Genomic DNA, 24,734 nt, shown 5'->3' on the forward strand with positions numbered 1-24,734 from the left:
GCAAAGTACTTCAGGTGAAGTACTTTGTTCGACGCGCCCCGGTGCGGTGGCGCTGTCCAAGGGAAGAGAATCGCTTGCGCACGCTCACGTACTTCATCGCCACCACGGTCGACGGCTTCATCGGGGCCCCGGACGGCGATGCGGATTTCCTCCACGACCACCTCGACGCCGAGTTCGTCGGCCATCTGGCGGCCGAGTACCCGGAGACGATCTCCGCGGGGGGTCGAGCCCAGCTCGGCATCGAGGACGCCGCCCCGAAGCGGTTCGACGCGGTCCTGATGGGCCGCCGCACCTACGAGCCCGGCCTGAAGGTGGGCATGACCAGCCCCTACGGCCACCTGCGCGAGCAGTACGTCGTCTCGCGCTCCCTGGGCGTGGCGCCCGACCCGCAGGTGACGGTGATCTCCGGCGACGTGGCCGCGAAGGTCTGCGAGCTCAAGGCCCGTGACGGGCTCGGCATCTGGTTGTGCGGCGGCGCCGACCTCGCGGGGCAGCTCGCCGACGAGATCGACGCGTACGTGGTGAAGACCTACCCGGTCGTCGTGGGGACCGGCATGCCGATGTCCCGGGCCGGATTCGGCGTGCGCCCGCTGGAGTTGACCGGCTGCACGGTCCTCGGCGGCGGCCAGACGGTGACGAGCTACACCGTCAAGCGCTGACCCGCCTGGGCGGCGGTCGCCCCGCAGGCCGGGCACGAGCAGCAGACGTGCCCGGGCTGCGGGAGCCCGCCGAGACGGTGGTCGGCCAGGTCGGCCGGGCACCCCCGGAGGCCCCTGGGGCGCCTCCGGAGGTCCTGCGGGGAGGCCGACCGGCCCTGGGGGCCGACGGCCGGCCCCACGAGGCGAGGGGTCAGCCCTGCGCGCCGGTGATCAGCCCTTCGAGCCGAGGCCCGAGGCGGCCAGGCCGTTCGCCCAGAGCTGGTTCACGCGCGCCCGCTCGGTGCTGTTCGGGGTGGCGTTCTGGCACGAGGTCCCCGGTCCGCCGCCCGACATCAGCTCGCTGCACGGACCCGAGTAGTGGTCCGGCAGCCCCAGCACGTGGCCGGTCTCGTGCGAGGTCACCCGGGTGGAGTTGTACTGCTGGTTCTGCCGGTAGTCGAGGAAGATGTAGCCCCGGCCGTGCCCGTCGGTGCTGGCGTACGAGCCCCGGGAGTCGTTGCCCTCGCGGTACGAGAAGTTCCCGCCGGAGGCCACCTCCTGGAGCTTCACGTTGGTCACCGAGCTGTTCCAGATCCGCGTGGAGTTGGCTATCTGGGTGCGGAAGCTGGGCGCGCTGCGGGTGTTGTAGGTGACGGTGACCGCGAGGGCGCCCGGGTTCGCCGCGCGCTGCTCGGCGATCGAGCGCTGCACGGCGTCGAAGAAGGCGCGGTTGGCGCTCTCGTTCTCCTGCGAGCGCTCGTACGCCGCGTAGGAGGAGGCGCTGCCGGCGGGGGCGGCGGCGCTGGCGGTGGGGACGATGCCGCCGAGCGCGGCGGCGACGCCGAGACCGACGGTGGCGGCCAGCGTGGCCTTGCGGGAGTGGCGCATGTGGGGGAGCTCCTACTCATCCGGTGTGGGGGGTGGTCGTTCGGTACCGGAGTCTGCGGGAGCACCAGGGGCCGGCGGATGATGTCAGCGCCCGATAACGCGGGCCTATCGGGAAGTTTTCAGTAGGCCAACTGGCGTGAGAATGGCGGGATTCGGGGGGCTATCGGTGGCTGGTGCGGTCCACCGGCGCCGCCCTACTCTCGGGTCATGGAGCTTGAGGTGAGGCACCTGCGCGCGCTGTGCGCCATCGCCGACGCCGGCAGTCTGCACAAGGCCGCGCGGCAGCTCGGCGTGAGCCAGCCCTCACTGACGACCCAGCTGCGGCGCATCGAACGGGCTCTGGACGGCGAACTGTTCCTGCGCGAGCGGACCGGATGCCGGCCAACGCCCTTCGGGCGCACGGTACTCGGACGGGCGCGGCCGTTATTGGCCGAGATGGCGGCGCTGGTCGCCGAGGCGCGGGCCGCCGCGCACGGACCGCGGCTGCGGATCGGCTCGACCGCGAGCCGGGCCCTGCCGGGATGGTTGCGCAGGCTCCACCGAAGACACCCCGACGCCGAGACCTCGCTGGTCGTCGACGTCTCGGCCAACGTGCTGCTGCGGATGGTGGACGCCGGTCAGCTGGACGTGGCGTTCGTCCACGAGGTCGAGGGCAGTCCGCTGCGGGTGCCCGCGGGCCTCCAACTGCACGTACTGATGGAGCGCGAGCCGCAGTTCGTCTCCATGTCCCGGGACCATCCGGCGGCGAGCTCGCCCATCGTGAAGCTGGCGGACCTGGCGCGCGACCGGTGGACGGTCGACCCCTCCGTCGACGGTGAATGGGACGGGCTGCGGCGGGTGTTCGCCGGGGCCGGCCTCGACCCGCCCGTCCTGCACGCCGACTACCACACGGCGACTTCGCTGATCATCTCCGGCGAGGCCGTGGCGCCCTGCCAGCCCACGTCCGGGCCGCGGCAGGATATGGCCATCCGGCCGCTGTCGGGGGACCCCCTCGCGGTGCGGCTGCTGCTCGCGACGCGGCCGGGCGCGCACGCGGAGGTCTTCGAGGACCTGCGCGCCGCCTACCGGGAGGTGGCGCTCGACACCCCGCCGTACCGGGCGTGGCTGCGGCACCACGGGAACCGGCTGCTGGTGGCCTGAGCCGCCCCGCGCGCGGCGCCCCGTGCCCTGCCGGCCGACTCACGGGCTCCGGGGCGGTTCCGTTGTATCGCGACATGCTGCTTGACTTCCCCGAGCCGCGATATATCGTGTCCTAGGAGACGCGATATGTTGCGTGCCGTCCACGAGGAGGAGCAGCACCATGACAGAGCAGATGACGTGGTCCGTCGCCGCGCCCCAGAAGCTGGCCTTCGAGCAGCCGGTGACGGAGCTGCGGGTCCGCGTCGTCGGCGGCACGGTCAACGTGGTCGCCGCGGACGAGGGTTCCGCCCGGCTGGAGGTGGCCGAGGTCGAGGGCCCGCCGCTGCACGTGGTGCAGGAGGGCGGCACGCTCACCCTGTCCTACGAGGACCTCCCCTGGAACGGCTCGCAGGGCCTCAAGAAGTGGTTCGAGGGCAAGCCGTGGAAGGCCTGGTCCGGTTCCTCCGAGGACGGGCGCAAGGCCTGGGAGCGCAGCGTCTCCGTCACCGTCGCCGTGCCCGCCGGCACCCGCGTCCAGGTGGCCGCCGTCAGCGCCGCGACCTTCGTCTCCGGCATCGCCGGTCCGGTCGACGTCAACGGGGTCTTGGGCGACACGACGCTCGTCGGGCTCTCCGGGCGGGTCAAGGCGCACACGGTCTCGGGCAGCGTCGAGGCGCAGTCCGTCACCGGTGACCTCGGCTTCCACTCGGTCTCCGGCGGGCTGACGGTGGTCGACGGCTGCGGCGGCAGCGTACGGGCCGACTCGGTCAGCGGGGACATGCTCATCGACCTGGCCCCGGACACGGCCGCGCCGAAGCCGGTGGAGATCTTCCTGAACTCGGTCTCCGGCGAGGTCGCCATCCGCCTCCCGCACCCCGCCGACGCCAAGGTGGAGGCCAACACCGCCACCGGCGGCGTCTCCAACGCCTTCGAGGACCTCCGGGTCTCCGGTCAGCTCGGCGCCAAGCGCATCACCGGCACCCTGGGCACGGGCGCGGGCACCCTGCGGGCCACCACGGTCTCCGGTGCCATCGCGCTCCTGCGCCGCCCGCCGGCCGAGGCCGACGCCCCCCTCCAGCTCGACAAGAAGGTGCTCTGACATGCCGCCCGTCTTCGCCCACGGCCGCCTCCGCCTCTACCTCCTCAAGTTGCTCGACGAGGCCCCGCGCCACGGGTACGAGGTGATCCGGCTGCTGGAGGAACGCTTCCAGGGCCTGTACGCGCCGTCCGCCGGCACCGTGTACCCGCGGCTGGCCAAGCTGGAGGCCGAGGGGCTCGTCACCCACGCGACCGAGGGCGGGCGCAAGGTGTACTCGATCACCGAGGCGGGCCGCGCCGAACTCGCCGACCGGGGCGGCGAACTGGCCGACCTGGAGCTGGAGATCCGCGACTCCGTGTCCGAGCTCGCCGCCGAGATCCGCGACGACGTCCGGGGGGCCGCCGGTGACCTGCGCCGCGAGATGCGGGCGGCGGCCGCGGCTTCCGCGACGGCGACCCACGTCGAGGACGAGTCCTGGAAGGCGGCCAAGGAGGAGCTCCGCAAGGCCAAGGCCGAGTGGAAGGAGCAGGCCCGCCGGGCGAAGGACGAGAGCCGCCGGGCCCGCGAAGAGGCCCAGCAGGCCCGCCGCCAGGCCAAGGAGGCGCAGGAGCGGGCCCGCGAGGAGGTCCAGCGGATCGCGGCGCAGCTCCAGGAGCAGTTCATGAAGCCGGGCGGGGTCCTGGGCAACCTGGCCGGAGCCTGGCTGGGCGGCGGTGGCAACGGTGGTCACGGGGCCGCCGACGGCGGTACGGGAGCCGCCGGCGCGGACCGGGCCGCCGGGGCGACGACCCCCGACCACGGGTGGGCCGAGGACCTGACGGCCGGCTCCGACCCGGCGCGGGACCTGGACCGGCTGCTGGACCGCTTCCGCGACGACGTGCGCGACGCGGCCCGGGATCACGGCGTGACCCCGGCCCAGCTGGCCGAGGCCCGCGCCCACCTCGCGGCGGCCGCCGGCCGCATCGCGGCGGGGCTGCGCCCGGGGGCGTAGGCCCCGCCGGCGGGCGGGCGCCGGTCAGGCGGCCAGGCCCCGCTCCGCCGTCGCGTACGTGACGCCGTGGTCCGCGAGGACCTCGGCGACCGTGCCGGGTCGTGAGAGCAGGGCCAACAGCAGGTGCAGGGTGCCGATGTGACGGTCCTTGCGGCCCAGGGCGATCCGCAGCGACTGCTCCAGCGCCTTCTTGGCGCCCCCGGTGAAGGGGACGTGGCGCCGCTCGGGGTCGTCGGGGCGCCCGAGCGCGGAGCGCAGCGAGGACCCCAGGGTCCGCCGGCGCGGGGCCGGTGAGGACAGGGCGCCCGTGCCGTGGGTCTCCTCGAACCGGGCGACGATCTCCCCGAGGTCGATGCCCAACCCGGCCAGGGCCTCCTCGTCGGCCCGGGACATGCCCCCGCGCCGCCGGACGTCGGCCAGGGCCGCCGCCACCGACGCGCGGTCCACCCCCAGCGGATCCAGGGCGCCCAGGGTCAGCAGCGAGAGCAACAGGTGCTCCTCGGCCACGGTGGACGCGCCCGCGTGCCGGGCCTCGGTCACCGCTCCGGACACCGCGTCGCGGGCGTCCCGGGTGAAGCGTTCGAACATCACAGCCTCCCGTGTTTCTTGTGCACGGCCTGCCGGCTGACGCCCAGCTCGGCCGCGATCTCCTGCCAGGACCAGCCCTGCGCGCGGGCACCGCGTACCTGTACGGCCTCCAACTGCTCCAGCAGGCGGCGCAGGGCGGCCACGGCACGCAGGCCCACACGGGGGTCCCGGTCTCCGGCTCGTTCGGCGAGATCGGTGGCTTCCGTCATGCCTGTCAATGTAGGTTGACAAGGGAGGGTTGTCAACCCACATTGACGGACGGCGGGTGGGTGCGGGGTGGGGCGGCCCGGGAGGAATCAGACCGTGAGCACGACCTTCCCGAACAGGTCGCCCGACTCCAGCTTCTCGAAGCCCTCGCGCGCCCGGTCCAGGGGCAGCACCTCGTCGATGACGGGCCGCACCCCGGTGGCGGCGCAGAAGGACAGCAGGTCCTCCAACTCGTCCTTGGTGCCCATGGTCGAGCCGACGACCTTCAGCTCCAGGAAGAAGATGCGCGTCAGCTCGGCGTTCGCGGGCCGGTCGCCGCTGGTGGCGCCGGAGATGACCAGGGTTCCGCCCGGCCGCAGGCACTTGATCGAGTGCGACCAGGTGGCGGCGCCCACGGTCTCGATGACCGCGTCCACCCGCTGCGGGAGCCGCGCGCCGGGCTCGAAAGCCTCCGCCGCGCCCAGCTCCACGGCCCGCCGGCGCTTGGCGGCGTCCCGGCTGGTCGCGAAGACCCGCAGGCCGGCCGCCCGGCCCAGCACGATCGCGGCGGTGGCGACCCCGCCGCCCGCGCCCTGGACGAGTACGGAGTCGCCGGGGCGGACCCCGGCGTTGGTGAAGAGCATCCGGTAGGCCGTCAGCCAGGCCGTGGGCAGGCAGGCGGCCTCCGCGAAGGACAGCTCGGCGGGCTTGCGCAGGACGTTCCAGGCGGGGACGGTCACCTGCTCGGCGAAGGTGCCCTGGTAGTGCTCGGTCAGGATCGTGCGCGGCTCGTCCGGGCCCACTCCGTGGCCGCTCTGGCCGATCACGGAGTGCAGGACGACCTCGTTGCCGTCCTGGTCGGTCCCGGCCGCGTCGCAGCCGAGGATCATCGGGAGCTTGTCCCCGGAGAGCCCCACCCCGCGCAGCGACCACAGGTCGTGGTGGTTGAGGGAGGCGGCGCGGACGTTGACGGTCACCCAGCCCGGGCGGGCCTCGGGAGCCGGGCGTTCGCCCAGTACGAGGCCGCTCAGCGGCTGGTCACGGTCGATTCGGGCGGCGTAGGCAGCGAACATGCCGCGACGCTACCGCTCGGTAGGGTCGGGATTCCAGAGCTGTCGCGGCCGGGTCGTGAGGCCTTCGTCGCACCGACCGGGGCGGGGCCGTACGGAGTCGCCCGCTCCGGGGGGTCGAAAAGGGTGGGGCCCGGCCGGAACGTTCCGGCCGGGCCCCACCCGTACAGCTGTGCACCGCGCCGATCAGCCGAGGCGCGCCACTCCGTCGGCCTTCGCCGCGGCGGCGACCGCGGCCGAGACGGCCTCGGCGACGCGCGCGTCGAACGGGGAGGGAATCACGTAGTCGGCGGCGAGCTCGTCACCCACGACGCCGGCGATGGCGTCGGCGGCGGCGATCTTCATGCCTTCGGTGATCCGGGTCGCGCGGACCTTGAGGGCGCCCGCGAAGATGCCCGGGAAGGCCAGCACGTTGTTGATCTGGTTCGGGAAGTCCGAACGGCCCGTCGCCACGACCGCCGCGTACTTGTGCGCGACGTCCGGGTGGACCTCCGGGTTCGGGTTGGCCATGGCGAAGACGAACGCGTCCTTCGCCATCGAGGCCACAGCCTCCTCCGGCACCGTGCCGCCGGAGACGCCGATGAAGACGTCCGCGCCGGCCAGGGCCTGCTCCAGCGTGCCGGTCCGACCCGTCCTGTTCGTCAGGCCCGCGATCTCGGCCTTGACGTCCGTCAGGTCCGAGCGGTCCGCCGAGACGACGCCCTTGCGGTCGGTGACGCAGACGTCGCCGATGCCCGCGTCCACCAGGATCTTGGCGATGGCGATGCCCGCCGCGCCCGCGCCCGAGATGACGGCCCGCAGGTCGCCGAGGGTGCGGCCGGTGAGCTTGGCGGCGTTGCGCAGGGCGGCCAGCGTCACGATGGCCGTGCCGTGCTGGTCGTCGTGGAAGATCGGGATGTCCAGCGCCTCCTGGAGGCGCCGCTCGATCTCGAAGCAGCGGGGAGCGGAGATGTCCTCCAGGTTCACCCCGCCGAAGGACGGGGCGAGACGGATGACCGTCTCGATGATCTCGTCCGTGTCCTTGGTGGCGAGCGCGATCGGAACCGCGTCCACACCACCGAACTGCTTGAAGAGGATGGCCTTGCCCTCCATCACGGGGAGGGAGGCTTCCGGGCCGATGTCACCGAGTCCGAGCACGGCCGTACCGTCGGTGACGACGGCGACCACGTTGGACTTCCAGGTGTACTCGTTGACGAGGTCCGGCTGCTCGGCGATGGCGGTGCACACCTTCGCCACGCCGGGGGTGTACGCGAGGGACAGGTCGTCCTTGTTGAGGACGGGCACGGTGGCCTGAATGGCCATCTTGCCGCCCCGGTGCAGTGCGAACACCGCGTCGGGGTTGTTGTCCGTCGCACTGTCACTGCGAGGGTTGACGATCTCCGCTGCCACTGTGTGTGACCCCTTAAGTCCTTTGAATCGTTGAGGGTGGCCACTCCTGGTTAAGGGGTGGGCGGGCACCGCGTCCGTACTCCGCGGCGACGGTTGACCGTCTCCGCGGAGGGGAGGTTCGTACGCGCGGGCGCGCCGCACGCGCGCCCTGAGCCCCGGATGAGGGGTGTAAGGATCTGTTCTACCCGAAGAACGCTCGGCCGGACGAGTCGATTCCCGCACGATCGTAGGCCCCTTGTCCCGGTTTTGGCTAAAAGTCCAAACCTCGATGTCCAGCAACCGAGACGCGCCGCAAAAACTGAGGTGAAACTGGCAGGTCACAGGCTTTTGTGCGGTCGCGACGGCCGTTGTCCGCAGTCCTGTTGGGGAGTCGGGGTCGCCCGTTATCTGATTTTGACCTTATGGGCAGCCTGAATGCGTCAGTCCGAATGGCAAGATGCCGTAATCACACAAGGTCGCGACACTCGATGGTGCGTGCCCCGACCGTTCTCGGATGCTTTTCCACCTGCCGGAGGAACCAGCTCATGACCGCAAGCACCACCCGACGTACGACCGCCGCCCGGTCCCGGATCGCCGCGGTCGGCGCGATCGCGGTCACCGGTGCCCTGATCCTCACGGGCTGTGGCGACCAGACCGACTCTGGCTCCTCCACCCCCTCGGCCAAGACCGACAACAGCGCCCCGCTGTTCTCGAAGCTGCCGAAGAAGATCCAGGACGCCGGTGTCGTCAAGGTCGGTTCCGACACCGCCTACGCCCCGATGGAGTTCGTCGACGGCGGCAAGATCGTCGGTGTCGACCCCGACATCGCCGATGCGCTGGGCAAGCAGCTCGGTGTGAAGTTCCAGTTCACCTCCGGCACCTTCGACGGTCTGATCACCTCGCTGGAGACGGGCCGTCAGGACGTCGCCATGTCGTCGATCACCGACAACAAGAAGCGTCAGGAGGGCCTGGATGACAAGGGCGCCAAGATCGGTAAGGGCGTCGACTTCGTCGACTACTTCTCCTCCGGCGTCTCGCTGCTGGTCAAGAAGGGCAACCCGGACAACATCAAGTCGCTCGACGACCTCTGCGGCAAGACGGTCGCCGTCCAGCGCGGCACCACGTACGAGGACACCTTCAAGGCGCAGGCCGAGAAGTGCGGCGACAAGAAGCTCACCATCGAGGCCTTCGACACCGACGCCGAGGCGCAGACCCGCGTCAAGGCCGGCGGCGCCGTGGCCGACCTGAACGACTTCCCGGTCACCGCGTACACCGCGAAGACCTCGGGCGGCGGCAACGACTTCGAGGTCGCCGGCCAGCAGGCCGACGTCGGCCTCTTCGGCATCGCGGTCTCCAAGGAGAACACCCAGCTCCGCGACGCCATCAAGGAAGCGCTCGACGCCATCATCAAGGACGGCTCCTACGCCAAGGTCCTGGAGAAGTGGAACGTGAAGGACAGCGCCGTGCCGTCCGCCACGATCAACGCAGGCAAGTGACTCCCGAGCGAGCGCACCACTGAAGGGCAGTCATTGTGACTGACAAGATCGACAAGGGTCCGGCCGCGACCCCGCCGGCCGGACCCGGCGCCTCGGGCACCACCTACGAGGCCATCAAGGCCATCCCCGTCCGCCACTACGGCCGCTGGATCAGCGCCGTGGTCGTGGCGGTCCTGCTCGCCTGGCTCGTCTACGCCTTCTCCCAGGGCAAGATCATCTGGGCGACGGTCGGCGACAAGCTGTTCGACCCGGCGGTGCTGGCCGGTCTCGGCAACACCATCATCATCAGCATCTCCGCCATGGCGCTGGGCCTCGTGCTCGGCATCCTGTTCGCGGTGATGCGGCTCTCGAACAACCCGGTCACGAGCTTCGTGTCCTGGCTCTACATCTGGTTCTTCCGCGGCACCCCGGTCTACGTACAGCTCCTCGTGTGGTTCAGCCTCCCGCTGATCTTCCAGTACATCAACCTCGGTCCGATCTACAAGAACGAGACCGTCGACGTCATGACGCCGTTCATGGTCGCCCTGCTGGGCCTCGGCCTGAACGAGGGCGCCTACATGGCGGAGATCGTCCGTGCGGGCATCCAGTCCGTCGACGAGGGCCAGAGCGAGGCCTCGCACGCCCTCGGCATGACCCGGACGCAGACCATGCGCCGCGTCGTGCTGCCCCAGGCGATGCGCGTGATCATCCCGCCGACCGGCAACGAGTTCATCAACATGCTGAAGACCTCGTCCCTGGTCTCGGCGGTGCAGTACACCGAACTCCTGCGGGCCAGCTCCAACATCGGCAGCACGGCCGGCGCGGTCATCGAGATGTACTTCGTCGCCTCCATCTGGTACCTCGCCCTGACCAGCGTCTTCAGCGTGGGGCAGTACTACCTGGAGCGGCGCTACGCCCGCGGTTCGCTGCGCAGCCTGCCGCCCACGCCGTTCGAGCGGCTGAAGGCCAACCTGAACATGTTCCGCCGTACGGAGGTGGCGAAGTGACCGCCCAGCCGATGGTCAAGGCAGAAGGCGTCCACAAGTCGTACGGCGCCGCCCACATCCTCCGCGGCATCGACCTGGAGGTCGCGCCCCGGGAGGTCTTCTGCCTGGTCGGTCCGTCCGGCTCCGGCAAGTCGACGTTCCTGCGGTGCATCAACCACCTGGAGCGCGTCAACGCCGGCCGGCTCTCGGTCGACGGGCAGCTGGTGGGGTACAGGCAGAAGGGCGACAAGCTCTACGAACTGAAGGACAGCGAGGTCGCGGCCCAGCGCCGGGACATCGGCATGGTCTTCCAGCGCTTCAACCTCTTCCCGCACATGACGGCCATCGAGAACGTCATGGAAGCCCCGGTCATGGTCAAGGGCGAGTCCAAGGCGGTGGCCCGCGCCCGCGCGGTCAAGCTCCTGGACCGCGTCGGCCTCGGCGACAAGGGCGGGAACTACCCCACCCAGCTCTCCGGCGGCCAGCAGCAGCGCGTGGCGATCGCCCGCGCGCTGGCCATGGAGCCGAAGCTGATGCTCTTCGACGAGCCCACCTCGGCGCTCGACCCGGAGCTCGTCGGTGACGTCCTCGACGTCATGCGGGACCTGGCCGAATCGGGCATGACCATGATCGTGGTGACCCACGAGATGGGCTTCGCCCGCGAGGTCGGCGACAACCTCGTCTTCATGGACGGCGGTGTGGTCGTCGAGTCCGGCAACCCGCGCGACGTCCTGGGCAACCCGCAGCACGACCGGACGAAGGCGTTCCTGTCCAAGGTGCTGTAAGCGGTACCGCGCGCCACGCGCGCACATCACGCCACGTCACAGGGGCGGTACGGATCTCCCGTACCGCCCCTGCGGCGTGCGCGGGGCAGCGCGGGCGCCGCCCCGGTCGAAGTTCCTCCTGCGGACCTAGGACCGGTGCTGCCGGGGCTGCCGGTGATGCCGACGGGGCCGCCGGGCCCGGGCGGACGTCGGCGTGCGCGGGATCGGGATTCGGCCCCCGCTCGGGGTCCGGGGGAACCGGTGGGGCGGCGGGGCCGTGATACTTCCCGTACCGTGCGCGATCCGGTCCCCGTGCCGATCGAGCCGTTCGCGGCGCGCGGCATTGGCAAACCCCGCACACGTAATACCCTCGAAGACATATCAGCCGTTACCGCAGCCCGCGATCACCCGACACCGCAGCCATAAGGACGACAAGTGGAACTGGCCCATTACTCGGACTATGCCGTGCGCCTGGTCAACACCGAGGAGCCGGCCCGCAACAAGGACTCGCTCCTCTCGGTGGACGACGTCCGCGCCCTCTTCGGGACCGGCGTGCAGATGGCCCGCCGGGTCACCGACACCGACGTCACCCGGTTCCGCAACGTCCGCGGCCGGCTGCGGTCCGTCTTCGAGGCCGCCGACGGCGGGGACCACGTCCTCGCCGTGGACCTCCTCAACTCGCTGCTGATGGAGTTCCCCGTCAGCCCGCAGGTCTCCGGCCACGAGCTCGTCGGCCCCGACGGACGCCCCGACTGGCACATCCACCTCGCCGACCACCCGTCGAACGCCTCCGCCGGCTACGCCGCCATCGCCTCCATGGGCCTGGCCTTCCACCTCACCGAGCACGGCCCCGACCGCCTCGGCCTGTGTCAGGCCCCGCCCTGCCGCAACGCCTACCTCGACACCTCCACCAACCGCTCCCGGCGCTACTGCTCCGACCGCTGCGCCACCCGCGCCAACGTCGCCGCCTACCGCGCCCGCAAGCGACTGGAGGCCGAGGAGTCCGCCCGCAGCACGCGCAGCGCCGACGCCGCCCAGGACAGCCGGGCCCTCAGCGACCGCTGATCCCTCGCGCGGGGCCGCAGCCGCAGCACGGCCGTCGCCAGCACCAGCTCCTCCGGGACGGCCCCGTAGTCGGTGCTGTCCCCGGACTCGTTGAACGGGTTGTCGCCGAGCATCCACCAACCGCCCGGGCGGCGCTCGGCCGCACGCTTGACCACCAGCAGGTCCTGTTGCAGCGGATGCCGGAACACGACCACGTCACCCGGCCGGACCTGCGCCCCGTACCGCACCACCAGCCGGTCCCCGTGCGCGAGGGTCGGCACCATCGACGGGCCCGTCACCTCCACCACCTCGAAACGCGCCCGCGAGCGCCTGTTCTCCACCATCCGAGCCCTCCTCTTCCCTGCCCGCATGGTGCCGCACGGCCCCGTACGTTCGCTCACCACTCCTCGTACGACCCTGGACTTTTGTCCTAAGCCCATGGGGCCGACCGCGAATTCCGGTTTGTCAGCGAGTAACCTCCCCTCTTGAGAAGACGATCACGAGGAGGACAAACTCCATGCTTTCCCGCCTCTTCGCCCCCAAGGCGAAGGTCTCCGCCCACTGTGACCTGCCCTGCGGCGTGTACGACCCGGCCCAGGCCCGTATCGAGGCCGAGTCCGTCAAGGCCGTCCAGGAGAAGTACCAGGCCAACGACGACGCCGACTTCCGCGCGCGCGCCATCACCATCAAGGAGCAGCGCGCCGAGCTCGCGAAGCACCACGTCTCGGTGCTGTGGAGCGACTACTTCAAGCCCCCGCACTTCGAGAAGTACCCCCAGCTCCACACCCTGGTCAACGACACCCTGAAGGCCCTCTCGGCCGCCAAGGCGTCGAACGACCCGGCGACCGGCGCCAAGGCGCTGGAGCTCATCGCCGAGATCGACCGCATCTTCTGGGAGACCAAGGCCGCCTGATCCAAGGCGCCCCCGCATCCCCGCGCCGCCCCGGCGGCGCGAACGGCGACGGCCCGACCGCATCACGCGGTCGGGCCGTCGGCGCGTTCCCCGCAAGGGGCGCGCGGGAGGTGCGCGGGGGAGTGCGTACGAGGTGCGCGGGGGTGCGCGCGCGGTCCCGTCCCCGCGGCCGCCGGGTCGGCGGGTGGTTACTCCTCGTCCTCGTCCTCATCGTCGAGCCGGGCCAGCCACGTGGCCAGTCGTTCCACCGGGACCTCGAAGTCCGGGTTGAGGTCGACGAAGGTGCGCAGCTGCTCGGCGAGCCACTCGAAGGTGACCTCCTCCGCGCCGCGCCGCTTCTCCAGCTCCTCGATGCCGCGATCGGTGAAGTACAAGTCGGGCTCCGTGCCGTGTCGGGATGGGGTGTTTCCCGCCAGGATAATCCGCCTTACGGCGAGACCTCCCGCCGTCCCGCGCCCCGGGGCTAGCCTGGACGTTCTCGGTGGGGTGAGCGGGGAGCGGGGGTCTGCGGATGCCGGATGGGCGCACGGCCGGCTCCGCGCGCGCCTTCGAGCTCCTGGAGCCCCTCGTCCGGGCGGCCACGGTACGCGTTCACGCGCCCCCGGGCGGGTATGACAACCCCGGCAACGACGGGACGGGACCCACCTGGGGCAGCGGGTTCTTCATCGCCCCCGGCTGGGTCCTGACGTGCGCGCACGTGGTCGGCGAAGGGGGTGCTGCGGTGCGTCTGGCCGGGCGTGAGGTCGGCCTCACCTTCTTCTCCGGGGCGTCCGCCGGAGCCGCCGGGACCACGGGCACGGTCACCGGCCGGGTGGAACGCGTCCTGCCGGAACGGCTGGAGGAACACCGGCCCGGGCGGCGGGCCCTGTGGGACCTGCCCGACCTGGCCCTGGTCCGGGTGCTCTCGCCCGTCTCGCACGCCTGCGTCTGGCTGACCGACCGGGCCGGCCCCCGGCTCGACGAGGCCGCCTACTTCGGCTGCACCGAGGAACTCGGCATCCGCGAGATCACCGGCCGCACCACCCGGCTGCGCGGCACCGCCGGGAACGGCGCCGCGATCCGCCTCGGCGACGACGACGAGATCGAGGCCGGCATGTCCGGCGGGCCCGTCGTCGACCTCACCCGCGGGGAGGTCGTCGGCGTCGTCAAGGCCCGGCGGTCCGCCGGCGGGGGCGGACTGGCCGTCTCCGTCTCCCAGTTACGCACCCTGCCGATGCCGGCGAACGGGCAGACCGGCCTGTACCGCCGGATCATGCAGGCCCACGACCTGTACCACTACGACCGCCACCTCAGCGATCTCGACAGCCGCCGCACCTGGACCGACGTCCACGACGAACTCCCCGACCCCGACGCCGCGGCGGACCGCCGCGGCGGCCGCGGCCGGCTGACCCCGGGCGAACGCACCACCCTGTGCGGGCTCCTCGCCGAACTCCCGCCGCCCGGCTCCTCGGAGGCCGTCCGGGAACTCGCCGAGCAGGCCCGTGGCGAGGAACCCGACACGGGACTGCCGGCCCCGCTCAGCTGGCGCGACGGACTCGGCCTGCTGCACGACCCGCCCGGCCCCGGCGGCGAGGCCGCGGCGATGCTCCGCTACGCGACGGACGTGAGCGTCGCCGACCACCGCGAGCCGCCCTCCCCGGGCGCCGACGAGGAACTCTGGGACTGGGTACGGGTCACCGCCGAGCGGCTCTGGCGCCCGCTGCGCCGCGAGCTGGGGGAACGCCACGAGCACGGCCTGGCCGCCCGCGAACGCCGCCGCCGGGCCCGCGCCGGCCAAGCCGTCCACGGCCCCGCCCGGAGGCGCGGCGGCCTGCCCGCGGGACCCTCGGTGCTGCTGGAGGTGTGGGCCCACGGCTGGGAGGACGTCTACGACTGGCGGGTCTCGGTGCTGGCCGGCCCGGCGCGACCCGGCCGCGTCACCCCGGTGGCCACCGGCGTACGGACCACCCCCGCCGGACTCCCCGACGCGCTGCGGGCTCCGCTCGCCGAAGGGTTCCGGCGCTGCGACACGCACGAGGCCCCCGCCCTGCTGGAAGTGGCGGTGGAGCCCGAGCTGTTCGGACTGCCCGTGGACCAGTGGACGCTGTCGGGCGGCGTCCCCGTCGGCGTGCAACGCCCGGTCGTGCTCCGCCACCCGGCCGGACCGGACGACGGCCCGGACGGCGGCGGGGCCGTCGGGGCCGACGCCGCCGAGCGGCGCTGGGCGCGGGTCCAGACGGGCCCCGTGCTGGACCAGCGGGCCGACTGCGCGCGGGGCCGCCCCCGCAGCCCGTCCCCGGAGTGGCTGCGCGCCCTGGTGGACAACACCGTCCCGGTGCTGTGCCGGGCACCCGGCACCGAACCGACCCTGGGCGCGCTGCACCTCGTACGGGACGCGGGCTACGGGCTGGCGGTGTGCCGTCGGCCCCCCGGCGACCCCGGGGCCTCCTGCGCGCCGTTCCACCGGGGGCTGCGCGAGGAACTGGTCGACGCGGGCCGGGGCGCGGTGCTCCCGCTACGGCTCCAGACCCTGCGGGCCCGGGCCCACGGGGCCGACCCGGACGCGTACTGGGCGGCCGGCGCGGCGCTCGTCTGGGAGGACCCGGCCCGGGCGCTGCCCGCGGACGAGCCCCTGCAGGGCGACCTGTGAGCCGGCCGCGACGAGACGGAGCGCGACGCGGGAGGAACCGGGGGAAGGGCCGCGCCCGTGGCGCGGCGTGCGCGGGGCCCCGGGGGACGGGGCGCGCACCTGGTGCGGTGTCGGTGGGGCTTCGAGGGAGGGGACGGCCGTGAACGACGAATGGCTCATCTACCGGGGCGTGGGTGAACCCCACGACGGGATCGACGCGTTGCCCGACCCGCCGCCCTGGCGGGACTTCGACGGCGGCCCCGTCGTGGAGCCCTGCGGAGCGGCGGCCGCCCCGGACGGCAACGTGGCCCGCCGGCTCGGCGCCCACCGGCAGTCCGCCGAACTGCACCGGCCCGAACCGGAGGAACTGGAAGCCGTCAACGCGGCCCTCTACCTGCGCCGTCCGCTGCTGGTCACCGGCTATCCCGGAACCGGGAAGTCCACCCTGGCGCACGCCGTCGCGCACGAGCTGAAACTGGGCCGGGTGCTGCGCTGGCCGGTGGTGTCGCGGACCGTGCTCCAGGAGGGCCTCTACCGCTACGACGCCCTCGCCCGGCTCCAGGACGTCCAACTCGCCGCGGGCGCCGGGCGGGCCGCGGGCGTCGGCGGCGGCCCGGGCGACCGGGGCGACGCGGGGGCAGGGGCCGGCGGGGCCGGTTCGGTCGCCGGGAGCGGTTCGGTCGACGGAAGCGCTTCGGTCGTCGGGGCCGGTTCGGTCGACGGGATCGGCAAGTACATCCGGCTCGGCCCGCTGGGAACGGCCCTGCTGCCCACCGAGAAACCCCGCGTGCTGCTCATCGACGAGCTCGACAAGAGCGACATCGACCTGCCGAACGACCTGCTGAACGTCCTGGAGGAAGGCGAGTTCACCCTCCCCGAACTGGAACGCGTCGCCGACACCGAACCCGAGGTGCGGGTGCTCACCGACGACGGGGCCCGGGTGACCGTGACGAACGGCCGCGTGCGCTGCCGGGCCTTCCCGTTCATCATCCTCACCAGCAACGGGGAACGGGACTTCCCCGCCGCGCTGCTGCGCCGCTGCATCCAGCTCAAGCTCGGCCAGCCCGGCGAGAAACGCCTCGCCACCATGGTCAGGGCGCACCTCGGGGAGGAGGCCGCGCAGTTGGGCGCCGAACTGATCCGCGAGTTCCTCAGCCGCTCCCGGACCGAACTCGTCGCCGCCGACCAACTGCTCAACGCCATCTACCTCACCCACTACGCGGCCCCGCCCACCCGGGAGGACCTCGCCGACCTGCTCATCCAGCGCCTCGATCGCCCGAGGTGAGGGCCCGTGTCCGCAGCCGTGCCGCCACCCCCCTTCGACCCCGAGGTCCGCGACCTCGCCGGGCTGCTGCGGGCCGCCGGGCTCGACCCGTCCGCCGAGGAGCTGGCCGACGCCCTGTGGCTGGCCGCGCGGACCCGCCGCCCCGCACGCGCCGGCGCCGACCCCGACCCCGACGCCCCGGCGCCCGGCGAGCACCCCGGAGCAGCGCCGGAGCCGGGAGCGCCGGACGGGGCCGGGGACGGGCCGCCGGAGACCCCGGAGCCGGTCCCGCCGGAACCCGCGGTCGAGGAACCGGTCAGGCTGTACGCCGACGGACCGGGCGCGCCCTCCGACGACGCCCCGGACGCCGAGGTCCCGGTCGGCGACGCCGTGCCCGTACGGGTGCCCGGGGCGGCCGCGCTGCCCCGGATACTCGACATCCAGCGGGCCCTGCGCGCCCTGCAACGCCACCGACCGCCCGGCCCGCCCACCCGTACCGTCCTCGACGAGGGCGCCACCGCGGAGGCCGGCGCCCGCGCCCTCGGCCTGGTCATCCCCGTCTTCCGGCCGGAGAGCCGGCGCGAGGCGACCGTGCGCCTGGTCATGGACGCCTCCCCGTCCATGGCGGTGTGGCAGGAGATGTTCGAGGAACTCCGGGCGGTGTGCGAGCGACTGGGCGCCTTCCGGGACGTTCAGGTGCACCGGCTCCACCGCCTCGCGGACGGCACCCCCGCCGTCGGCCGGGGCCCCGCGCCCGGCGTCGGACTGCGCTCGGGCGAGCAACTGCGCGACCCCACCGGACGGGCCCTGACGATGGTGGTGTCCGACTGCGCCGGGCCGCTGTGGCGCGAGGGCGAGGCGCAGCGACTGCTGTACCGGTGGGCCCAGTGCACCCCCTGCGTGGTCGTCCAGCCGCTGCCGCAACGCCTGTGGAGCCGCAGCTGGCTACCGACCGAGCGAGGGGTGCTGGAGCGGACCGAGGACGGGACGGGCGGCCCGGGCGGCGGCCGGCTGCGGTTCCGCCGGGACCGGGCCCCGCGTCCGGGCCGGCCCTCCGGCGGGCTGACCGTACCCGTGCTCCCGCCGAACGCGACCGCCCTCGGCGCCTGGGCCCGGCTCGTCGCCGGCCTCGGGACCGGGCCCGTACCGGCCGAGGTGGGGCGGGTCCTGGCCCGGCATCCGGCCGCGCCCGTCCCGCTGCCCCGGGCTGCCCGGCCGCCGCGCGAACTGGTGGCCCGCTTCCGGGCGTCGGCCGCGCCCGGCGCCGTACGGCTCGCGGTGTACCTGTCGGCGGCGCCCCTGACCCTGCCCGTGATGCGGCTGGTGCAGCGCACGATGCTGCCCGACTCCGAACCCTCGGACCTGGCCGAGGTGCTGCTGAGCGGGCTGCTGCGGCGCACCGGGGACGTACCGGGCCAGTGGTACGAGTTCGTCCCCGGCGTACAGGACGTGCTGCTGGGCCCGCTCGGTCGGGACGAGGCCGCGCTGGTGCTCAAGCACTGCTCCGAGTACGTGCTCGCGCACTTCGGGCGGGACGTGCGCAACTTCCCCGCGCTCGCCGTCTCGCAGCTGACCGGGGTGGCGTCGGCGCCCGCCGACCCCGGCCCGGCGCGGGCGGCCGGCGGGCCGCTCCCGCAGGCCTTCGCGCACGTCTCCGCGAAGGTCGTACGCCGCTACCTGCCGGGCCCGCCCGAGCCGCCCGAGGACGAACCCCCGGCGGGCGGGCGCGCGCCCGTCGCGCCCGCACCGGGCGGCCGGGCCCGGTCGGTACGGGCCGCCCGCTTCCGGCTCGCGGACGCCGACGCCCGCGCCCCCTACGAGGCCGTCGCCCTGCTCCGGCGGGCCGTCGCGCTGCCCCCGGGGCCGCAGGACCCGCCGGAGGAGGCGGAGACCGCGCTGACGGCGGCGCTGCTCGTGCTGTGGGCGGCGCAACGGGACCCCGAGCTGCTGGACGAGGCGCAGCGCGCGGTGACCGGGCTGCACACCCCGACCGCACGGTCCCTGCTGGGCCGGGTGCTGTACGAGCGGGCGCTGGCGGGCGGCGGGGACGCGGAGACGCTGGCCGCCGCCGACCGGGAGTTCGCGGCGGCGGGCGCCGGCACGACGGATCCCGTGCTGCGCCGGGACTGCGCGATCCGCCGCTCCCGCACCCTGATCCACCTGGCCGGCCTCAGCGACGACCCGGCCCCCCTGCGGGAGGCGCGCGCGGTACTGGAGGCGCTGACGTCGCCCGGGGGCGGGGCCGGCGGGGCCGGCGTCGACCGCGGTGCCGGTCGGGACGACCGGGCGGGCGGGGCGGGCGGGGCCGGCGGTGGCCCGGTGGGGGAGCGGAGCGGAACGGGCAACGGCCGCGGCCCGGGCGGGGCCGCCCGCGCGGGCGGCTCGGCCGAGGGCGGGGCGATCAGCGGTCCCGGCGAAGGCGCAACCGCTCCCCGGGGCAGCGAATCCGACGATCCGGCCGGGGCCGGCACCGGCACCGGCACCGATGCGCGGGGCGACAGGACCGACGGGCGGGAGGGACCGGCGGAGGGCCGCGGGGCGGGTGAGGCCGAAGAGGCCGGCCCGACCGGGGGCGACGGCGCCGTCGCTGCGGAGGCCGGAGAGGGCGGGGGGTACGGTGCTGACGGCGCGTCGGGCGGGCCCGCCGGTTCCGGCGACGGCGGGGTCGGGGACGGCGGGGTAGGCGACGGCGGGGTCGGGGACCCGGATCCCGGGTTGCGGCTGGCGTTGGGGCGGGTGTTGTTGGCGCTGTTGCCGCGCACCCCGGAACCCGCCGCCCGTAGCGCGCTCGCCGAGGAGGCGACGGAGGTCCTGACCGCCGTCCTGGCGGCGCTCCCCGGGGCCGCCGAGCCGGACCCCGCCGACCCGGCCGGTACGGGGGTCCCCGACGCTGTCGCCCCGCCGGCCGGGGTGCGGGTGGAACTGGCCACCGCATTGCGGTACCTGCCCGGACGGCTGGAGGAGGCCGCCCGTCACCTGGTGCGGGCCCTGGACGAGGCCGTCGGGGACACCGAACTGCGCCTGGCCGGCCTGCTGTGCCTCGCCCGGGTGCACCGGGCCCGGTACGCGCGGGACGCGGATCCGGCGGCGCTGGAGGAGGCGGCCGACGCGTACGGACGGGCCCGGCGGCTGAGCCCCCGGGACGGCGAGGCCTTCGCGGAGCTGCTGCCCGAATGGGGCGACGTACTCCTGGAACGGGCGCGGGCGGCGGACGGGCGGCGGTTCGTCTCCGCCGCCGTACGGGTGCTCCGCGAGAGCCGCGCCGCGGTGCCGCAGTCCGACCCGGGAGCCGCGTACCGGCTGCTGCGGCTGGCCGCCGGGCTGCGCCTGCGGCACGCCCACGAGGGGGACCTCGTCGACCTCCGGGAGGCGGAACACCTCCTGGAACTCGCCGCCCGGCAGGGTCACGGGCCGCTGGAGCGGGCCCGCGCCTGGCGCGCACACGGGGACGTCCAGCAGGAGATCCACGCCCACACCCGTACCGTCGACCGGCTCGACCGGGCCGCCGACTCCTACCGCAGGGCCTGGCGTGCCGCGCTGGAGGCCGACCGGGAGGACCGTACGGGGACGGCGCTACGACTCGCCGCCCGGGCCCAGGAGCTCCGGGGCGAGGTACTGGAACGGCTGGCCCGCCCCCGAGCCGCCCTCGACGCCTACCGCGCGGCGCTGGAACTCTGGCAACGCGTCGACGCCCGACACCCCGGCGCCGCGCCCTCCGACACCCCGCCCGCACCCGGGTCGGACGCCACCGATCACGGCGACGCGCCGGCTCCCGGTCAGGACGCCGGGCACGGCACCGTACCCGACAGCGGGCGGGGGGCCGGCTTCGGGCGGGAGAGCGCGCGGGGTGCGGGTCGGGACGCCGGGCACGGCGCCGTACCCGACTTCGGCCCGGGTACGGGACCGGGCACGGGGCCGGCCGCGGATCAGGACGCCCGGCACGGCGCCGCGCCGGGTCCCGGGGACGGCGTTCCGGGCGCCACCGTCGGACCGGGCGGCGGGCGGAACTCCGGGCAGGGCCTCGTACCCGCTCCCGACCGGGGCGGCGCGGACGATCCCGCCCACGACTCCGGGCCGGGTCGGGTCCGCAACCCGACGCCGGACGCCGGCCCGGGGCGGCGTCGGGACACCGCGTACGACTCCGGCTCGGGCGGCGGCCACGGCGGGCTGCCCGGCTCCGCCCGTACGGGCGGGCCCGCCCACGACTCCGGGCCCGGCGTCGCACCGGACTCCGGACACGGGGCCGTGCCCGACGCGGTGCCGGGGGCCGGAGCGGGCGCCCGCGGCCGGGACGGCCGGGACGGCCCCCGCAGCGATGGGCTCACGACCCGGCATGACCCCGGGCGCGACGGCCCGCACGCCCACCCGCACGAGGGGTCGGGCGAGGGGTCCGGAGACGGTTCCGGAGGTGGGCGGGAAGCGGACCGGCCCGGTGATCGGCGGCGGACCCTGCGGGCGCGGATACGGCGCCTGGAGGAGGGACTGTGAGCCGTTTCCGCCCGCAGGGCGACGGGAAGAGGCAGTGGACCGACCGACAACAGGGGGACCAGCAACCCATGGTGACCGGACGTCAGAACGTGCCGGCAGTGCCCAGGCCGTGCCCCGGCCAGCTGCTGCCGGACCTCTCGGGACTCGATCTGGCCGCCCTGCGCGGGATCGACCATCCGGTGCTCGCCGAGGTGATCGAGGGCATGGTCGAACGGGTCACGCACCCGGCCGAGATCCTGAACGCCTTCGACTCCGGCGTAGCCTGAAGTACCTTCGGTCCCAGGGGGAGTTGACCACTTTCCGCCGTTAGCCGGGCCGGTCCGTAGGGCAGGGATGCACCGTCCGCAGCGGGAGGTATCAGGCGATGAGCCATGCGATCACGAGCGATCTCGTGCTGCCCGCCCCGCGCACCGCGTCCCGCCACGCGCGCCACGCCCCCTGGCCCCACACCCGCCTCGACGTGCCCGCCCTGCGCGCCGCCGGCCACCGCCCGCAGCCGATCAGGCAGTTCGTCCTCAAGACGCAGGGCCGGTGCAACCTGGCCTGCACCTACTGCTACGTCTACGAGATGGCCGATCAGGGCTGGCGCACCCGCCCCGCCGTCATGACCCCCGCCACCGCGCTGCGCGCCGCCGAACGGATCGCCGAGCACGCCGCCGCCCACGACCTGCCCCGCGTCGACCTCGTCCTGCACGGCGGCGAACCCCTCCTCGGCCCGCCCGCCGCCCTCGCCGGCCCCGTCGAAGCGGTCCGGGCGGCGCTGGCCCGCCGCTCGCCCCGCACCCGGGTCACCGCGGCCGTCCAGACCAACGGCACCCTGCTCACCCGCGGCCGGCTCGCCGCGCTGTCCGCCGCCGGGATCCGGGTCGGCGTCAGCCTCGACGGCGGACTGCCCGCGCACAACGCCCGCCGCGTCGACCACGCCGGGCGGCCCGGCTTCGGGGCGGCCGCCCGCGGCCTGCGCCTCCTCGCCCGGCACCCCGAGAGCTACGCAGGCGTGCTGTGCGTGGTGGACGTGACCCAGGACCCGGTGGAGACGTACGAGTCCCTGCTGGCCTTCCAGCCGCCCGTCATCGGACTGCTGCTCCCCCTGGCCAACTGGAGCAATCCGCCGCCCGGTTGGACGCGGCACGCCGGCCCGTACGGGGACTGGCTGGTGGCCGTCTTCGAACGCTGGTGGCACGACGGCGTGCGGCGCACCCGGATCAGGATCTTCGAGGAGGTCATCGCCCTGCTGCTGGGCCTGCCCGCCGCGACCGAGACGCTGGGCCTGGCCCCGGTGACGACCGCCGTCGTCGAGACCGACGGCAGCATCGAGCAGGCCGATTCCCTCAAGTCCGCCTACGAAGGGGCCGCCGCGACCGGGATGACCCTCGACAGCCACAGCTTCGACGAACTGCTCGACCACCCCGGGTTCGCCGCACGCCAGCTCGGCCGGGAAGCCCTCGCTCCGGGTTGCCGGGCCTGCGAACTCGTCGAGGTGTGCGGGGGCGGGCACTACCCGCACCGCTACCGCGAGCGGGAGGGCTTCCGCCAGCCGTCCGTGTACTGCGCCGACCTCCAGACCGTCATCCGCCACGTCGCCCGCGCCCTGCACACGGCCGCCACCACCGGACGGGCCGCCTCATGAACCACCGCACCGAAGCCGACCCGCGCGCCGAGGGCCCGCGCGCCGAGGGCCACCCCGCCGCAGCCGACCACCCGGCCGAAGCCGGTCACCCCGCCGATCCCGCCCCGGCCGGCCGGCCCGCGCGGACGCCCCGCGCGGCGGCCGTACCGGCCCAGTACTCCGACCGCACCGCCCCCGACCGCCGCACGGGTCCCACCGACCCCGCCCGCCGCGCGAGCCGTACCGACCCTGCCGACCCCGCCCCCGCGCGGCCCCCCGCCCCGACCGACCTGGCCCGCTTTGCCGTCAGCTCCCACACCCTGCGCGCCCTCGCCTCCACCGAACCCTCCGCCGAGGGGACCCGCCTGGTGCGCGACGTACGCCGCTCCAAGCGGCTGGTCCTGCTGCGCGCCGTCCTCGACGCCGCCCCCGACGCGGAGGCCGCCGAGCGCTGGGCGCTGCTGGAGGAGGCCGAACGGCAGGACCCGGACGCCGTCCGCGACGTCCTGCACTACCCCGCCACCGGGGTCTGGGCGGAGGAGACCCTGCGCCGGCTGCACGCGCCGCAAGGTCCGGCCCCCGACCTCGGCCACCTCGGCGCCCTCGCCGTCGCCGCCGCCCTGCGCGCCGGGATCAGCTTCAAGGTCACCCTCCGACCGGCCCACGGCCGTCTCGTCCTGCCGACCCTCGGACTGCTGCGGCCCGACCGCCCCGGCCCCCTCGCGCTGACCGAACGCTCCTGGGACGGCGCCGACACCCTCCCCCTGCACGCCCTCCCCGGCGGCGGCACCGCCCTCGACGACCTCGACCCGTACCGGGCCCCGGCCCCCGCCGACGGCCGCCCCGGCGGGGTGCGTCCGGCCCGCCGGCTCACCCCCAAGGGGCACAAGCGCTGGGACACCCAGTGGTCCGGCGCCCTCACGCTGCTGGAGCGCTACGACTCCACCCGCGCCGAGGAGACCGCCCTGCTGCTGCGCTCCGTCGTCCCGCTGGCCGGCGGATCCCGCTCCAGCGGCGCCACGCTCCCCGCCGCCGCCGGCTCGATCCTGGCCCGCGCGCAGGCCCCGCCCGCCCTCGCCGCGACCCTGGTCCACGAGGTCCAGCACGGGAAGCTGGCCGCCCTGGCCGACGTCCTGACCCTGCACACCGCCGACCGCACGCCCCGCCACTGGGCGCCCTGGCGCAGCGACCCCCGGCCGCTGGAGGGGTTGTTGCACGGCGCGTACGCCCACCTGGCCCTGGCCGGGTACTGGCAGCGCGCCGCCCTGTACGGGGCGCGCGGCGCCTGGGCCCAGCACGCCCGGGTCCGCGCCCAGGTGGCCGCCGTCCTGCCGGCTCTCCGGGCGCATCCCCAACTGACCCTCACCGGAAGCGAGTTCGTTGAGGGGATGACCATTGCCGAGCGGGCCATGGACGAACTCCCGCCCCCCGGGGACCAGCACGCCACCGCCCGACGGGCCCTGGAACGCGAACGCGGCAGCTGGTGCGAGGCCCATCCCGAACTCGCCGCGTTCGCGGGAGGATGACGGGAGGACGAGAGGCGTCGCAGCGGCCTGACGCCCCGTCCGCTGCGGTACCTTTTCAGTCCCGCACCGCCCCGCACCGCCCCGCACCATCCCGTACCGCCTTCGCCCCACCCCGCCCCGCCTTCGCCCCACCCCGTACCCGCCCCACCCCGTCCACCGCCCGGATCCCA

General features: G+C 74.3%; 22 protein-coding genes. 15 read left to right on the forward strand and 7 right to left on the reverse strand.

The window, feature by feature from the left end; genetic code table 11:
* Window positions 1–74 precede the first annotated feature (74 nt).
* The gene (locus ACZ4XJ_RS18390) at window positions 75–659 is read left to right on the forward strand and encodes a dihydrofolate reductase family protein (RefSeq protein ID WP_468496739.1); all 585 of its coding nucleotides are present in this window, start codon (window positions 75–77) and stop codon (window positions 657–659) included.
* A gap of 210 nt (window positions 660–869) precedes the next feature.
* Here the strand turns inward: ACZ4XJ_RS18390 and snpA are convergent, their stop codons facing one another.
* Complete coding sequence (gene snpA / locus ACZ4XJ_RS18395) at window positions 870–1,526, reverse strand: snapalysin (RefSeq protein ID WP_362880673.1); 657 nt, start codon at window positions 1,524–1,526, stop codon at window positions 870–872.
* Window positions 1,527–1,733: 207 nt separating this feature from the next.
* Between snpA and ACZ4XJ_RS18400 the strand changes: the two genes are divergently transcribed.
* From ACZ4XJ_RS18400 to ACZ4XJ_RS18410, 3 genes are all read left to right on the forward strand, one after another.
* Window positions 1,734–2,666, forward strand: coding sequence for a LysR family transcriptional regulator (locus ACZ4XJ_RS18400; protein WP_362880671.1), 933 nt, complete (start codon window positions 1,734–1,736; stop codon window positions 2,664–2,666).
* 160 nt (window positions 2,667–2,826) lie between these two features.
* The gene (locus ACZ4XJ_RS18405; protein WP_468496740.1) at window positions 2,827–3,744 is read left to right on the forward strand and encodes a DUF4097 family beta strand repeat-containing protein; all 918 of its coding nucleotides are present in this window, start codon (window positions 2,827–2,829) and stop codon (window positions 3,742–3,744) included.
* A gap of 1 nt (window position 3,745) precedes the next feature.
* A complete protein-coding gene (locus ACZ4XJ_RS18410) occupies window positions 3,746–4,675 on the forward strand; it encodes a PadR family transcriptional regulator (protein ID WP_468496741.1) in 930 nt (309 codons plus the stop codon).
* A 24-nt stretch (window positions 4,676–4,699) separates the two neighbouring features.
* Here the strand turns inward: ACZ4XJ_RS18410 and ACZ4XJ_RS18415 are convergent, their stop codons facing one another.
* From ACZ4XJ_RS18415 to ACZ4XJ_RS18430, 4 genes are all read right to left on the reverse strand, one after another.
* A complete protein-coding gene (locus ACZ4XJ_RS18415; protein WP_362880666.1) occupies window positions 4,700–5,263 on the reverse strand; it encodes a Clp protease N-terminal domain-containing protein in 564 nt (187 codons plus the stop codon).
* Complete coding sequence (locus ACZ4XJ_RS18420; RefSeq protein ID WP_243336126.1) at window positions 5,263–5,472, reverse strand: helix-turn-helix domain-containing protein; 210 nt, start codon at window positions 5,470–5,472, stop codon at window positions 5,263–5,265. The genes ACZ4XJ_RS18415 and ACZ4XJ_RS18420 overlap by 1 nt, the downstream gene beginning before the upstream one ends.
* A gap of 87 nt (window positions 5,473–5,559) precedes the next feature.
* Window positions 5,560–6,522, reverse strand: coding sequence for a zinc-binding dehydrogenase (locus ACZ4XJ_RS18425; RefSeq protein ID WP_362880665.1), 963 nt, complete (start codon window positions 6,520–6,522; stop codon window positions 5,560–5,562).
* A gap of 183 nt (window positions 6,523–6,705) precedes the next feature.
* Window positions 6,706–7,908 (reverse strand): NAD(P)-dependent malic enzyme, encoded by a 1,203-nt coding sequence (locus tag ACZ4XJ_RS18430; protein ID WP_362880664.1) that lies wholly within the window; start codon window positions 7,906–7,908, stop codon window positions 6,706–6,708.
* 524 nt (window positions 7,909–8,432) lie between these two features.
* Between ACZ4XJ_RS18430 and ACZ4XJ_RS18435 the strand changes: the two genes are divergently transcribed.
* The 4 genes from ACZ4XJ_RS18435 to ACZ4XJ_RS18450 all read left to right on the forward strand — a co-directional run bounded on the left by ACZ4XJ_RS18435 (window position 8,433) and on the right by ACZ4XJ_RS18450 (window position 12,177).
* Window positions 8,433–9,383: an ABC transporter substrate-binding protein gene (locus ACZ4XJ_RS18435; protein ID WP_356875721.1), complete on the forward strand. Its 951-nt coding sequence runs from the start codon at window positions 8,433–8,435 to the stop codon at window positions 9,381–9,383.
* Window positions 9,384–9,418: 35 nt separating this feature from the next.
* Complete coding sequence (locus ACZ4XJ_RS18440) at window positions 9,419–10,369, forward strand: amino acid ABC transporter permease (protein WP_388889162.1); 951 nt, start codon at window positions 9,419–9,421, stop codon at window positions 10,367–10,369.
* Window positions 10,370–10,380: 11 nt separating this feature from the next.
* On the forward strand, window positions 10,381–11,133 hold the full coding sequence (locus ACZ4XJ_RS18445) for an amino acid ABC transporter ATP-binding protein (RefSeq protein ID WP_362880734.1): 753 nt from the start codon (window positions 10,381–10,383) through the stop codon (window positions 11,131–11,133).
* 414 nt (window positions 11,134–11,547) lie between these two features.
* Complete coding sequence (locus ACZ4XJ_RS18450; RefSeq protein ID WP_362880663.1) at window positions 11,548–12,177, forward strand: CGNR zinc finger domain-containing protein; 630 nt, start codon at window positions 11,548–11,550, stop codon at window positions 12,175–12,177.
* Here ACZ4XJ_RS18450 and sodX read toward each other — a convergent pair.
* Window positions 12,081–12,500: a nickel-type superoxide dismutase maturation protease gene (gene sodX, locus ACZ4XJ_RS18455; protein ID WP_468496742.1), complete on the reverse strand. Its 420-nt coding sequence runs from the start codon at window positions 12,498–12,500 to the stop codon at window positions 12,081–12,083. The two genes, ACZ4XJ_RS18450 and sodX, sit on opposite strands and share 97 nt — an antisense overlap.
* Window positions 12,501–12,673: 173 nt before the next feature.
* Here sodX and sodN point away from each other — a divergent pair, with 173 nt between their 5' ends.
* Window positions 12,674–13,069: a superoxide dismutase, Ni gene (gene sodN / locus ACZ4XJ_RS18460; protein WP_030709803.1), complete on the forward strand. Its 396-nt coding sequence runs from the start codon at window positions 12,674–12,676 to the stop codon at window positions 13,067–13,069.
* Between the two features lie 188 nt (window positions 13,070–13,257).
* On the opposite strand, the gene ACZ4XJ_RS18465 is transcribed toward sodN, so the two are convergent.
* A complete protein-coding gene (locus ACZ4XJ_RS18465) occupies window positions 13,258–13,443 on the reverse strand; it encodes a DUF6104 family protein (protein ID WP_468496743.1) in 186 nt (61 codons plus the stop codon).
* Window positions 13,444–13,580: 137 nt separating this feature from the next.
* Between ACZ4XJ_RS18465 and ACZ4XJ_RS18470 the strand changes: the two genes are divergently transcribed.
* The 6 genes from ACZ4XJ_RS18470 to ACZ4XJ_RS18495 all read left to right on the forward strand — a co-directional run bounded on the left by ACZ4XJ_RS18470 (window position 13,581) and on the right by ACZ4XJ_RS18495 (window position 24,564).
* On the forward strand, window positions 13,581–15,698 hold the full coding sequence (locus ACZ4XJ_RS18470) for a VMAP-C domain-containing protein (RefSeq protein ID WP_468496744.1): 2,118 nt from the start codon (window positions 13,581–13,583) through the stop codon (window positions 15,696–15,698).
* Window positions 15,699–15,837: 139 nt separating this feature from the next.
* Entirely contained in the window at window positions 15,838–16,962 is a 1,125-nt protein-coding gene (locus ACZ4XJ_RS18475; RefSeq protein WP_468496745.1) for an AAA family ATPase, read from the forward strand.
* A 6-nt stretch (window positions 16,963–16,968) separates the two neighbouring features.
* Window positions 16,969–21,429, forward strand: a complete 4,461-nt coding sequence (locus ACZ4XJ_RS18480; RefSeq protein ID WP_468496746.1) for an SAV_2336 N-terminal domain-related protein — start codon at window positions 16,969–16,971, stop codon at window positions 21,427–21,429.
* Entirely contained in the window at window positions 21,426–21,695 is a 270-nt protein-coding gene (gene fxsA / locus ACZ4XJ_RS18485) for an FxSxx-COOH cyclophane-containing RiPP peptide (RefSeq protein ID WP_362880658.1), read from the forward strand. The genes ACZ4XJ_RS18480 and fxsA overlap by 4 nt, the downstream gene beginning before the upstream one ends.
* Window positions 21,696–21,793: 98 nt before the next feature.
* A complete protein-coding gene (locus tag ACZ4XJ_RS18490) occupies window positions 21,794–23,059 on the forward strand; it encodes an FxsB family cyclophane-forming radical SAM/SPASM peptide maturase (protein WP_362880657.1) in 1,266 nt (421 codons plus the stop codon).
* On the forward strand, window positions 23,056–24,564 hold the full coding sequence (locus ACZ4XJ_RS18495) for an HEXXH motif domain-containing protein (protein ID WP_468496747.1): 1,509 nt from the start codon (window positions 23,056–23,058) through the stop codon (window positions 24,562–24,564). Before ACZ4XJ_RS18490 ends, ACZ4XJ_RS18495 begins: the two co-directional genes overlap by 4 nt.
* The last annotated feature ends 170 nt before the right edge of the window (window positions 24,565–24,734 follow it).

The organism is Streptomyces sp. NPDC029836, assembly GCF_055574495.1.

Bases quoted from the DNA above. Each gene is read 5' to 3' on its own strand.
- ACZ4XJ_RS18470 (WP_468496744.1), top strand. From the start codon at position 13,581: ATGCCGGATGGGCGCACGGCCGGCTCCGCGCGCGCCTTCGAGCTCCTG.
- ACZ4XJ_RS18495 (WP_468496747.1), top strand. From the start codon at position 23,056: ATGAACCACCGCACCGAAGCCGACCCGCGCGCCGAGGGCCCGCGCGCC.
- sodX (WP_468496742.1), bottom strand. From the start codon at position 12,500: ATGGTGGAGAACAGGCGCTCGCGGGCGCGTTTCGAGGTGGTGGAGGTG.
- ACZ4XJ_RS18410 (WP_468496741.1), top strand. From the start codon at position 3,746: ATGCCGCCCGTCTTCGCCCACGGCCGCCTCCGCCTCTACCTCCTCAAG.
- ACZ4XJ_RS18415 (WP_362880666.1), bottom strand. From the start codon at position 5,263: ATGTTCGAACGCTTCACCCGGGACGCCCGCGACGCGGTGTCCGGAGCG.
- ACZ4XJ_RS18490 (WP_362880657.1), top strand. From the start codon at position 21,794: ATGAGCCATGCGATCACGAGCGATCTCGTGCTGCCCGCCCCGCGCACC.
- sodN (WP_030709803.1), top strand. From the start codon at position 12,674: ATGCTTTCCCGCCTCTTCGCCCCCAAGGCGAAGGTCTCCGCCCACTGT.
- ACZ4XJ_RS18405 (WP_468496740.1), top strand. From the start codon at position 2,827: ATGACAGAGCAGATGACGTGGTCCGTCGCCGCGCCCCAGAAGCTGGCC.
- ACZ4XJ_RS18400 (WP_362880671.1), top strand. From the start codon at position 1,734: ATGGAGCTTGAGGTGAGGCACCTGCGCGCGCTGTGCGCCATCGCCGAC.
- ACZ4XJ_RS18425 (WP_362880665.1), bottom strand. From the start codon at position 6,522: ATGTTCGCTGCCTACGCCGCCCGAATCGACCGTGACCAGCCGCTGAGC.
- ACZ4XJ_RS18435 (WP_356875721.1), top strand. From the start codon at position 8,433: ATGACCGCAAGCACCACCCGACGTACGACCGCCGCCCGGTCCCGGATC.
- ACZ4XJ_RS18420 (WP_243336126.1), bottom strand. From the start codon at position 5,472: ATGACGGAAGCCACCGATCTCGCCGAACGAGCCGGAGACCGGGACCCC.
- ACZ4XJ_RS18445 (WP_362880734.1), top strand. From the start codon at position 10,381: ATGGTCAAGGCAGAAGGCGTCCACAAGTCGTACGGCGCCGCCCACATC.
- snpA (WP_362880673.1), bottom strand. From the start codon at position 1,526: ATGCGCCACTCCCGCAAGGCCACGCTGGCCGCCACCGTCGGTCTCGGC.